The 12,286-nt window shown below is 51.0% G+C and carries 8 protein-coding genes; 7 read left to right on the forward strand and 1 reads right to left on the reverse strand.

Going from position 1 to position 12,286, the window contains the following annotated elements; all coding sequences use genetic code 11:
* The first annotated feature begins 8 nt into the window (after positions 1-8).
* The 7 genes from IB226_RS16325 to IB226_RS16355 all read left to right on the forward strand — a co-directional run bounded on the left by IB226_RS16325 (position 9) and on the right by IB226_RS16355 (position 11,424).
* Positions 9-1,460, forward strand: a complete 1,452-nt coding sequence (locus IB226_RS16325; RefSeq protein ID WP_192236416.1) for a TolC family outer membrane protein — start codon at positions 9-11, stop codon at positions 1,458-1,460.
* Positions 1,457-3,628 (forward strand): type I secretion system permease/ATPase, encoded by a 2,172-nt coding sequence (locus IB226_RS16330; protein ID WP_192236418.1) that lies wholly within the window; start codon positions 1,457-1,459, stop codon positions 3,626-3,628. Before IB226_RS16325 ends, IB226_RS16330 begins: the two co-directional genes overlap by 4 nt.
* Positions 3,625-4,851, forward strand: coding sequence for an HlyD family type I secretion periplasmic adaptor subunit (locus IB226_RS16335; RefSeq protein WP_192236420.1), 1,227 nt, complete (start codon positions 3,625-3,627; stop codon positions 4,849-4,851). The genes IB226_RS16330 and IB226_RS16335 overlap by 4 nt, the downstream gene beginning before the upstream one ends.
* Positions 4,852-5,341: 490 nt before the next feature.
* The gene (locus IB226_RS16340) at positions 5,342-6,490 is read left to right on the forward strand and encodes a capsule biosynthesis protein (RefSeq protein ID WP_192236422.1); all 1,149 of its coding nucleotides are present in this window, start codon (positions 5,342-5,344) and stop codon (positions 6,488-6,490) included.
* 23 nt (positions 6,491-6,513) lie between these two features.
* The gene (locus tag IB226_RS16345; protein ID WP_192236424.1) at positions 6,514-8,190 is read left to right on the forward strand and encodes a polysaccharide biosynthesis/export family protein; all 1,677 of its coding nucleotides are present in this window, start codon (positions 6,514-6,516) and stop codon (positions 8,188-8,190) included.
* Positions 8,191-8,202: 12 nt separating this feature from the next.
* Positions 8,203-10,233, forward strand: coding sequence for a capsular polysaccharide biosynthesis protein (locus IB226_RS16350; protein WP_192236544.1), 2,031 nt, complete (start codon positions 8,203-8,205; stop codon positions 10,231-10,233).
* Between the two features lie 3 nt (positions 10,234-10,236).
* Positions 10,237-11,424 carry a capsule biosynthesis protein gene (locus IB226_RS16355; protein WP_192236426.1) on the forward strand — a complete coding sequence of 396 codons (1,188 nt, stop codon included), beginning with the start codon at positions 10,237-10,239 and terminating at the stop codon, positions 11,422-11,424.
* Between the two features lie 136 nt (positions 11,425-11,560).
* Here IB226_RS16355 and IB226_RS16360 read toward each other — a convergent pair whose 3' ends face one another.
* Positions 11,561-12,202 carry an acyltransferase gene (locus IB226_RS16360; protein ID WP_192236427.1) on the reverse strand — a complete coding sequence of 214 codons (642 nt, stop codon included), beginning with the start codon at positions 12,200-12,202 and terminating at the stop codon, positions 11,561-11,563.
* Between the last annotated feature and the right edge of the window lie 84 nt (positions 12,203-12,286).

Raw genomic sequence — 12,286 nt, forward strand, 5'->3', positions numbered from 1 at the left:
GACTATCGATGGAACTGATGCACTCAGGCGCAACTTTTCGCCGTTCGTTTAAGCTCAGCGTTCTCTGTGCGGGCATGGCTTTACTTTACAGTTCTCAACTTTTAGCGGCCAGTGACGCGTTAACCCGGGCGGGGCACATCACCTCAGCAGGTTTAGCGCAACAGCAAGAACTGCCTTCATTAACCGGTGAAGTGGCGGAACCCGCCCTCGCCAACGTCCCCGACTTTCTCACCATCAACCAGGCGGTGCAGCGCGCCGTTCAGTGGCATCCCGATATCGCTCAGGCAGTAGGAAAAATGCTGGAGCAGGCTAATCAGGTTGATGTGGCGAAAGCCAAATACTATCCACAAATCAGTGCCGGCATGAACAACGGCTACAGCAATGCTTACAGCGAAAAGGGCTTCAGCCCGTCGTTTGTGCTGTCGGTTTCACAGATGTTGTATGACTTCGGCAAGGTCAGCAGTTCAGTGCGTTCCGCCGAAGCGGGCGTGGCGCAGGAGCAGGCCAACGTGCTGGTGAGCATTGATACCGTGGCGCACGATACCGCCGCGGCGCTGGTGGAAGTGCAGGGTTATCAGCAACTGGTCAAAATTGCGCGTGAGCAGCTCACGGCGTTGAGTAAGATTGGCGATCTGGCGCGCCAGCGTAATGAAGAAGGCGCGGCGTCGCTTTCGGATGCCACCCAAACCGATGCGCGTATCGAAGGCGCGCGTACCACCCTAACGCAGTATCAAGCCAACCTCGACCGCTGGCGCGCCACGCTGGCAACCTATCTTGGCTGGCCGCTGGTGAAAAAGGTCAGCGACGATTTTCCCACCAAACTCACCCAGTCCTGTCAGGTGGCGAAAGCCGATGACAAGCTCAATCCGTCGGTGCTGGCGGCCTGGGCGCAGGCCAATCAGGCGCAGGCCAAGCTCGATAATGCTAACGCGCAAAACATGCCAACCATCTCGCTGGAACCGCAGGTGACGCATTATCTCAATAATCACTATTCCGGCAGCGAATCGCTGGATCGCACCCAATATTCGGCGTTTGTGAAAGTGGAAATGCCGCTCTATCAGGGCGGCGGCATCACCGCCAGCCGGGACGCGGCCGCCAATGCATTGCAGGCCGCCAATGCGGCCGTCAACTCGGCGCGACTTAAAGCGCGTCAGCAGTTGAGTGAGTCGCAGAACGCGTCGCAAAGCCTGGCACTCAGCCTGGCGATTATGGGACGGCAACAGACGCTGGGCGAGAAAACCCAGTCGCTCTATCAGGATCAGTATCTGCAACTCGGCACGCGTCCGCTGCTGGACGTGCTTAACGCCGAGCAGGAAGTGTTCCAGACCCGTTTCACATTGCAGCAAACCATCAGCCAGTTACGCTCACTGCAGCTCGATTGCCTCTACAGCACCGGGCATATGCGGTCGGCGTTTGCTTTGAATAATCAGCGGATCCAGTCCGTGGAGATCCAGCCATGACGCAATTACAGATTCCCGACGCGCCTGATAGCGCGTCAGGGGGAAACGTGCCCTTACACGGATGGGCCACCGCAATCATCCTGATTGCCAGCCATTATCGCTTGCCCTGTTCGCCGGGCATGATCATGGCCGCTGCCGAATGGCAGGGCAAACAGTCGCGCGATAAAGCGTTACGCCATCTGGCGCGCCAGGCCGGTTTATCGCTGCAATTATATGAAGAGAATAAGTGGGAGATCACCAGTTGGCGCTTACCGCTGGCGATCGAGCTGGCCGACGGTCAGGTGGGCGTTATTACCCAGTTTGATGGCGACGATGAAGTGCGGGTGCATTTTGCCGGTGATGAACAGCCAGCACCAATTGCGCTGGAGACGTTGCTGCCGGAAATCCGCTTTGCCGCCGCGCTGCGTCCGGTTACCGCCGCCAAAGATAGCCGCGTCGATCGCTATCTCGCCACGGTAAAACCGGATTGGCTGCGCCGTCTGGTGCTGCACGATCTGCGGCCGTACGGCTACGTGATGCTCGGATCCTTCCTGATCAACCTGCTGGCGCTGGTCGGTATTATCTTCTCGATGCAGGTGTACGATCGGGTGATTCCGGCGCAGTCCTATCCCACGCTGTATGTGCTGTATATCGGCGTGATCATCTCGGTGGTGTTCACTTATATTCTGCGCGTTGGACGCGATCACGTGACCGATCTGCTGGGCAAGCGTGCCGATATGCGCGTCTCCGATCGGGTATTTGGTCACGCACTGCGGCTGCGTAACAGCGCGGTGCCGCGCTCGACCGGCACCTTTATCTCGCAGTTGCGCGAGCTGGAGGCGATCCGCGAAATGGTCACGTCCACCACGGTCACCTCGATTGTCGATATGCCGTTCTTCCTGCTGTTCATGCTGGTGATGGCGATTATCGCGCCGCAGCTGGCGTGGATTGCGCCGGTGGCGGTGCTGCTGATGATCCTGCCGGGCGTGCTGAGCCAGAAGAAGCTGGCGAAGCTGGCGCAGCAGAACCTGAAAGAGTCGACGCTGCGAAATGCGGTGCTGGTGGAGAGCGTGCAAGGGCTGGAAGATATCAAGCTGATGCAGGCGGAAGATCGCTTCCTGCAACAGTGGAACAGCTACATTCGCATTACCGCGCAATCCGGCGTGGAGATGCGCAAAGTGATGCACTCGCTGATTACCTGGGGCGTGACGGTGCAGGGTTTGGTATACGCCAGCGTGATTGTGATCGGTGCGCCGATGGTAATCAACGGCGATATTACCACCGGTGCGATTGTGGCGGCGTCGCTGCTCTCCTCGCGCATGATCGCGCCGATGGCGACGCTGTGCGGCGTGCTGGCGCGCTGGCAGCAGGTGAAGGCGGCGAAAGGCAGCCTCGATGCGCTGATGAATTTGCCGGTGGAAAACAGCAAAGACGAAACGCGGATTCACACGCCGGTGCTGTTTGGTCACTACCAGTTTACCGACGCGATGTTCCGTTACTACACCGATTCAATGAACATCGCGCTGCGCATTAAAAGCCTGACCATCAAACCGGGCGAGCGCATTGCGGTGCTGGGACGCAACGGTTCGGGTAAATCGACCTTGCTGCAGGCGATGATTGGCGGCATCGATCTGGTCGGCGGTGAACTGCGTCTGGATAACCTCAGCCTGCCGCACATTGATGTGGCCGATGTGCGGCGTAACGTTGGCCTGCTAACGCAAAATGCGCGGCTGTTCCACGGCACGCTGCGGGAAAATCTCACCATGGGCGCGGCGCACGCCACCGATGATGCCATCTTTGGCGCGCTTACCGTCAGCGGCGGCGCAGATTTCATTCGTCGTCTGCCACTCGGCCTCGACCATCCGATCATGGAAGGCGGCGTTGGGCTTTCGGGCGGACAGCGTCAGTCGCTGCTGCTGGCGCGTATGCTGCTGCGCGATCCCAACATCATCCTGCTGGATGAACCGACGGCGGCGCTCGACGATCACACCGAGAAAGAGTTTATCGAACGTCTCGGTAAGTGGCTCAACGGGCGCACCTTGATCGTGGCGACGCACCGTGCGGCGATCCTCGCGCTAGTGGATCGTGTGCTGGTGCTGAAAGAGGGACAACTGGTGATGGACAGCCCGAAAGAGAACGCCTTGCCGGCACCGCGTGCTAACGGCAACCTGCCGGAGGCGCAATCATGATCAAACAATTACCGGCAAGACTGCGCTTAGTGACGGCGGCAGAAGTGGATTCCTCCGACGATCTGCTCGGCGAGCTGCGATCAGAAACCCATTACACCGGCGCGGTGCGGCTGATCGTCATCAGCACCGCACTGATCCTCGTTGCGGTGATCTGGGCCTGGTTTGGCGTGCTGGATGAAGTCTCAACTGGCACCGGCAAAGTGATTCCCAGCTCGCGCGATCAGGTGCTGCAATCGCTGGAAGGCGGCATCCTCACCGAGCTGTATGTGCACGAAGGCGATCAGGTGCAGGCCGGGCAAGTGGTGGCGCGCCTCGATGCCACGCGCTCGCAATCCAACGTCGGCGAAAGTGCGGCACGCTATCGTGCGGCATTGGCTGCCGCCGCGCGTCTCAATGCGGAAGTGAACGATCAGCCGCTGAGTTTCCCGGCAGAGTTGAATAAGTTTCCCGATCTGATGGCGTCAGAAACACGGCTGTATAAAACCCGCCGCGCACAGCTCACGGATGCGACTGCGCAGTTTAAAGAGTCGCTGGCGCTGGCTAACCGCGAGCTGGCCATCACGCAGCGTCTGGCCAAAACCGGTGCCGCCAGTAGCGTGGAAGTGCTGCGTTTGCAGCGCGATAAATCAGATCTGGAGCTGAAACTCACCGATATGCGTTCGCAATATTACGTGCAGGCGCGTGAGGAGCTGGCGAAAGCCAACGCCGAAGCCGACAGCATGGCGCAAGTGGTGAAAGGGCGTGAAGACACGGTGACGCGACTGACCATCCGTTCGCCGATGCGCGGCATCGTAAAAAACATCAAAGTCTCCACCGTGGGCGGCGTGGTCCCACCGAATGGCGAGCTGATGAACATTGTGCCGATGAACGATCGTCTGCTGATTGAAGCGCGTTTGTCACCGCGCGATATCGCCTTTATCCGTCCCGGCCAGCGGGCGGTCGTGAAGATCTCGGCGTATGACTACGCCATTTATGGCGGCCTGAACGGCGTGGTGGAGAGCATCTCGCCAGATACCATTCAGGATGAGGTGAAACCGGAAATTTACTATTACCGCGTGTTTATCCGCACCGATAACGACTACGTGCAGAATAAAGCCGGTAAGCGCTTCTCCATCAGTCCCGGCATGGTTTCTACCGTGGATATTAAAACCGGTGAGAAGACGGTGATGGATTATCTGATTAAGCCGTTTAACAAAGCGCAAGAGGCGATGCGCGAACGCTAATTGGAACGGTATAACGCGTTAGTTTAAAACCGCTGTTTTCCTCAGGAAACGGCGGTTTTTTATTTGGGTGATTGATGAGGGCACCATGAAGTTTTGGTAACTATTACACGAACCGTTAAATATCAAATCCCGCACTTATATAATTAATTACAGCAAGAAATGTCTTGAGCTGGCTTGTTATTAGAGAAAAGGGTTTCCCGAAGTGAACGATAACAAGCCGTTTCTCAAAGGCGCTAAGTGCGCTTAACGCTAAGCTGAGCGCTTTGATACGTTACGCACATGAAATTATGAACAAATCAATGTGGTTTTATTTTCGAGCGCGGAAAGACGGACGCGGTACTTTTATTTAATGCGCTGCAATTTGTCACCAAAAAACATCCCGAAATATTGGATTTTCCTCGAGGGGCGGCAGGGTTATTAATGCGCAGAGCCGCAGGCCGAACCTCAATGATGTGCTACGGCACGCTTATGAATATTTGATGATTGCTCCATGTTAATAAAAGAGAATTCCACCTTATCAAAATTTGAAAAAAGATTAGGCGTTGTTTCTTTCGCCAATCTTAAACGGCACCTCGGAAAAGCGATCATTTTTCTCCCAATGACGTTGCTGATTATTTATCTGGCAATATTCAGTCAGCCGCGTTTTGTGAGCGAATCCAAAGTCGCGATTAAACGCTCAGATGATCTTGCCAGCAATAGCGTGAATTTTGGCTTGTTGTTAGGGGCGATTAATCCCAGTTCGGTGGAAGATGCACTCTACTTAAAGGAGTACATCAATTCGCCGGATATGCTGGCAGTGCTAGATAAACAACTTAATTTCCGTCAAGCCTTCAGCCAAAGCGGGCTGGATTTCTTGCACCATCTGTCTCCTGATGAAACTGCCGAAAAATTCCTGCGTTATTATCGTGAACGTATCAGCGTAACGTATGACGATAAAGCGGGATTGCTGGCTATTCGCACGCAAGGCTTTACGCCGGACTTTGCCCTTAACTTTAATAAAGCGGTGCTGAAAGAGTCCGAACGCTTCATTAATGAGTTGTCGCACCGTATTGCGCGTGATCAGCTGACCTTTGCGGAAAAGGAGATGGAAAAGTCCCGCTCACGCCTGAATAACAGTAAATCCGAGCTGCTGGCGTATCAGAACAGCAACAATGTGCTGGATCCTGAAGCGCAAGCGTTAGCAGCCAGTTCACTGGTTAACACGCTGATGGGGCAGAAGATCCAGATGGAAGCGGAGCTGCGTACTCTGCTGACCTATCTGCGTGATGACGCTGCGCAAGTTGTCAGCGTACGTAACGCCATTGCCTCGATGCAGGCGCAGATCGATAACGAGAAAGGCAAAATCACCGCGCCGCAGGGCGACAAACTTAACCGCATGGCGGTGGAGTTTGAAGAGATTAGATCGCGTGTCACCTTTGATAATGAGCTTTACAAGCTTGCGCTGACCTCTATCGAAAAAACACGCGTGGAAGCCGCTCGCAAACTGAAAGTGCTTTCGGTGATCAGTTCACCGCAGCAGCCGCAAGAGTCCACTTTCCCCAATATTCCGTATTTGATCGCCTGCTGGTTGCTGGTGTGCTGCTTAATGTTTGGCACCCTGAAACTGATATTGGCGGTGATTGAAGATCATCGGGATTAATGCTGTCGCAGAATGAGTCTGTTATGAAAATTTTAAAATCATTTGTAATGATCGCAGCTTGCTTCACTGCGCAGGCCAATGCGGCCTTGAATATTAACGCTGATGCAAACTTAACCGGCGTTAAAACACAATCTCTGCTCAACTCGGCACCGGCAAATATCAGCAGCAATAACAGCGGATTTGATGATACGCCTCTGCCAGCCGCACCTGTGGTACTTAGCCGTATGTTTGGTGCTCAGCTGTTCAATGGCAATAGCGGAGAGAACGGGGCAAGCGTAGGTTTCAATCCCGGCTATATCCTTAATCCAGGAGATAGCGTTCAGGTGCGTTTATGGGGCGCATTTACTTTTGACGGCGCGTTGCAGGTTGATCCCAAAGGCAACATTTTCCTGCCAAATGTGGGGCCGGTAAAAGTCGCTGGCATCAGTAACAGCCAGCTAAACGCGTTAATTACCAGCAAAGTGAAGCAGGTCTACCAAGCCAACGTCAGTGTGTATGCATCGCTATTACAGGCACAGCCTGTGAAAGTCTACGTCACCGGTTTTGTCCACAGCCCGGGTTTATATGGCGGCGTGACGTCGGATTCCCTATTGAACTATTTGATTAAAGCAGGCGGCGTTGATCCTGAACGTGGAAGTTACGTCGATATTGCAGTGAAACGTGGCAATAAAGTGCGATCCAATATCAACCTGTATGATTTTTTGCTTAACGGTAAATTGGGATTATCACAATTTGCCGATGGCGACACCATTGTGGTCGGGCCGCGTCAGCATACGTTCAATGTGCAAGGCGATGTATTCAATAGCTATAACTTTGAATTTCGCAACAGCACTATTCCTGTCACCGAAGCTTTGAGCTGGGCGCGAGTCAAACCGGGTGCGACGCATATTACTATTGTGCGCCAGCAAGGTTTAGCAAAGCGCAGCGAATATTATCCAATTCGCGAGGCGACCGGCCGCTTCCTGCAAGATGGTGACAGACTGATTGTGAGCACCGATCGCTATGCCAGCACGATTCAGGTCCGCGTTGAAGGCGCACACTCAGGTGAACACGCGATGGTACTGCCTTACGGATCCAACATGCAGGCGGTGTTGAAGCAGATTCGACCTAATAGTATGTCGCAGATGAGTGCCATCAAGCTGTATCGTCCCTCCGTGGCCTCCCGCCAGAAAGAGATGATGAACCTGGCGTTGCAGAAGTTAGAGGAAGCCTCGCTTTCTGCGCAATCATCCACCAAGGAGGAGGCTGGTCTTCGCTTCCAGGAAGCGCAATTGGTCAGCCGATTTGTGGCGAAAGCGCGTCAGGTCGTGCCAAAAGGTGAAGTCATTCTGAACGAGAAAAACCTCGCGGCCACCCTGCTGGAAGATGGTGATGTGATTAGCATTCCTCAGAAAACCTCACTGGTGCTGGTACATGGTGAAGTGCTGTTCCCGAATGCAGTGAGCTGGGAGAAAGGCTTACGCGCGAAAGATTACATCGCCAAAAGTGGTGGCTTTACACAGAAGTCCGGTAATGCGCGCGTCATCGTTATTCGCCAGAACGGCGCGGCCGAAGACGCGGAAGATGTCGGTGCGCTGAATCCAGGTGATGAGTTAATGGTGCTGCCGAAGTATGAATCGAAGAGCATCGAAGTGACGCGTGGCATTTCCACCATCCTGTATCAATTAGCCGTTGCGGCGAAAGTGGTTCTTACGCTGTAAGGGTGCATCGTGATGATTGGTATATTCTCTTCAGGCATCTGGCGAATTCCATTTTTGCGTAATTTCCTGGCCCAGCCGTGCCAGAAATTATCGCTGCAACGGCCTGTCGCCGATGCCGTGACCACTATTGCAGTGTGGGGATATCGTCCCAACTCACGTCAGCCGGTGGCGTGGGCGCGTGGTGTAGGAAAATCAGTGCTGCGACTGGAAGATGGCTATATCCGCTCGCTGGATCTTGGCGTTAATGGCGCGCCACCTTTTTCACTGGTGCTGGATAGATTGGGGATCTATTACGATGCTAACCGGCCCAGCGAGTTAGAGAAGATGATCCAGGAAAGAGCAGTTAATCAACGGCTTGCCGATGACGCCAAACGAGCAATGAGCATCATCGTTGAGCAAGATTTATCGAAATATAATCAGGCCCCGGCTTTTATTGCAGGAGCATGTGCAACCAGCAATGTAGTATTAGTTATTGACCAAACGCTAGGTGACATGTCCGTAACCTATGGCAATGCGGGGCCGAATAATTTTGTCCTGATGTTAGAGGCGGCGATAAGGGAAAATCCTGGTGCCGTGGTGTGGATAAAGGTCCATCCGGACGTACTACAAGGCAAGAAGTCAGGATATTACCACTCCTTTCAATCCACGCATCGTATACATCTCATGGCTGATGATGTGAGTCCACAATCTCTGTTGCGGCATGTCTCACGTGTCTATGTCATGACTTCGCAGTATGGATTTGAAGCATTGATGGCAGGTAAACCGGTGACGTGCTTTGGCCAACCCTGGTATGCCGGTTGGGGATTGACCGACGATCGCCATCCACAAGCTAAGCAGCTAAGTGAACGGCGTGGCAACGCTACGCTTGAGCAACTGTTTGCGGCGGCCTACTTGCGCTATAGCCGCTATATCCACCCGTTGACCGGCGAGCCCGCAACGCTGTTTGATGTTTTGCATTGGATCCAATTGCAACGCAACTATCAGTTACCACGTATCGGACATCTCTGGGCGCCGGGTCTATCGATGTGGAAATACACCATCCTTAAACCGTTTTTGCGTACCGCTACCAATACGTTGAGTTTTTCAAAAAGTAATAAGCTGGCTACCGCGTGTGTGGTATGGGGAATTGCTGGCGAGCAGCGTTGGTTGGAAAAAGCGCAAGCCCAACAATTACCTGTTTGGCGGATGGAAGATGGTTTTTTACGCTCTTCGGGCCTGGGTTCAGATCTTCTGCCGCCGTTGTCCTTGGTATTGGATAAACGTGGTATTTATTACGATGCCACGCGACCCAGTGATTTAGAGATGTTGCTCAATGAAAGTGAATTAACCGATGCTCAATGTTCGCGGGCGAGGAAGATTCATCATCGGCTCGTAAATAACAGAATCAGTAAATACAATCTTGGCGCTGATTTTACTTTGCCAGCCGATTCAAAAGGTAAACGCGTATTATTGGTGCCAGGCCAGGTAGAAAATGATGCATCTATTCAGACTGGCACCTTTACAATCTGTACTAATCGGGATTTGTTACGAACCGTACGGGAGCGTAATCCTGCGGCATACATTATTTACAAGCCACATCCAGATGTAGTAGTAGGCAACCGCAAAGGGCATATTACTGATAGAGAAATTAATCAATATGCTGATTATCAGGCGCTGGATGCAGACATTATTCAATGTATTCAGGTTTCCAATGAAGTACATACGATGACATCGCTTTCAGGATTCGAAGCTTTATTGCATGGCAAACGCGTGTACTGCTACGGCATGCCATTCTATGCTGGATGGGGATTAACATATGACGAGCATGATTGTTTCCGCCGAGTGAAACAATTAGGCCTTTACGATTTGATCTATCAAGCATTAATTGCCTATCCGACTTACATTCATCCGTTACGACTGGATGCTATTTCAGTAGAAGAAGCCATTGAAATTCTCATCAATACGCCACGAGCAAATATGGTGATTGATAAAAATTGGCGAGACAGACTTATGCGGATGGGAAAAAAGTTATCAATGTTTATTAAGGTTAAGTTAGCATTTTAAACCATGAGTGAAGCTATTAAAAAGCTGCTAAAAGGAAAGCAGTTCCTATTGTTGCAAGGGCCAATGGGACCTTTCTTTAATGACATGGCTTATTGGCTGGAGTCATTAGGGCGTGAAGCCGTGAATGTCGTATTCAACGGCGGCGACCGCTTCTATTGCCGTAAACGTAAATACCTCGCGTTCATGCAAACAGAAAAGGAGTTTTCGGCTTGGCTCAACCAAGTTAAGCGGGATTATGACTTTGATACGATTTTGTGCTTTGGCGATTGCCGGACGCTGCATAAGGTAGCGAAGGGCTGGGCGCATACGCAAGGGGTAAGATTTTTCGTATTCGAAGAAGGATATCTGCGACCAAATTTTATTACGCTCGAGGAGGGCGGTGTCAATGGCAACTCTTCATTGCCGCGCGATGCTGAGTTCTATCGACAGCTACTGGCGCAGCCAGCAGCGAAAATAGAGGCATGTTATCCATCTAAAATCCGCAGGATGGCGCATGCCAGTTGGTATTACTTCATTAGCTGGTATTATCGACATACCTTTAACCAATATTGTCACCATAAACCATTTTCACCTTGGCGCGAAGCCACATATTGGTTTCGGGCTGGGTGGCGCAAGACATTATATCAATTTAAGCAGAGGCATATACTTAATAGATTAACGGTTGGCTTAGACCAATGCTATTACCTGGCGATTTTACAGGTTTATAATGACAGTCAAATAGAGCATCATAGCCCTTATAATGATGTGCGGGATTATATCCGTGAGGTAATGTGCTCTTTTGCGCAGCATGCACCAGCGGATACTTATCTGGTGATTAAACATCATCCAATGGATTGCGGGCATCGCAATTACGCAGCGCTGATCAACGAGCTCTGCAAGCGTTTAAATATTATAGATAGAGTAGTTTATATTCATGATCTCCCTTTGCGGGAATTAATTTCACATGCTCAAGGTGTGGTAACGATTAACAGCACCGCAGGGATTTTAGCGTTGATGCATGGTAAGCGGCTAAAAGTGATGGGCGAGGCATTGTACGACATTCGAGGAGTAACGTTTCAGTCGGGATTGGATTTTTTTTGGCGGGATCAGTTTATTACAGATGATTATTTATTCAAAAATTTTATGTCACATTTGACATGCCAGACGCAAGTTAATATCCATTATTACCAATGGAACGTTTTTTTCGAGTAAAGTTTGGTGTGAATTAGAAGACGTGCAAAACTTTAAATGAGCTCAATTTCAGCGTTGTTAATTAACGCCATGCTGACACTCAGGCGCAGCATGGTTCGTCAATTGCGGGTTCCCATTCAATATTAGTCCATGTTGTTTAGTAAGGTTCTGCTGGCAGGAAGTCCATAGGAATGAGTGTACGCTGCCACCTGACGTTTTCTCTGATTATTTTTGCAGGAATACCAACGGCTAAACTTCCTGGTGGAATGGTTTTTGTCACTAAAGCTTTTGAGCCAATTATACTATTCTTTCCAATCGTAATGCCTTTTTGAATTGTGACATTCTCACCCAGCCATACTGAATCCTCAATGACAATACATTTGGCAGGATTTATTCTTTCTCCAGTCATATCATCAATGATTGAATGCCAATCTGTCGTAGACATCGTTATGTCAGAGAAGAGGCAATCCTTACCTATAGTGATTGATGCGCCTTCAGTAGCAACAATAAGTACATGACGATTCATTGCTGTTTGATCTCCGATTTCAATTTTAGATCCAGCACCAATAAAGTAACGTCCGCGAATGTAGGTTTTTTTACCAACTTTCCATTCACCGCTACCATTTTCCATATTAATAGATACGTTATTTAATATGCATCCTTCGCTGAAAGTAATGCTGGAGTTCTTACCTGATTGGAAATTTAGATTGAAATCACCTAAAACTTTTTCGGGTTTACCTATAACAACATTCCCTGCTGCAATGAAGCTTGCAACCTGTTTCTCATAACTATCATTCATAACAACGTTGATCCTATTCATTTTAAGTGTTTTTCGATTGCAATCACTATAAAGAAAATTTGCCATTATTTTTATGTCATGACT

The sequence above is a fragment of the Pantoea sp. PNT03 genome, from assembly GCF_014852515.1.
GTDB lineage: Bacteria > Pseudomonadota > Gammaproteobacteria > Enterobacterales > Enterobacteriaceae > Pantoea > Pantoea leporis.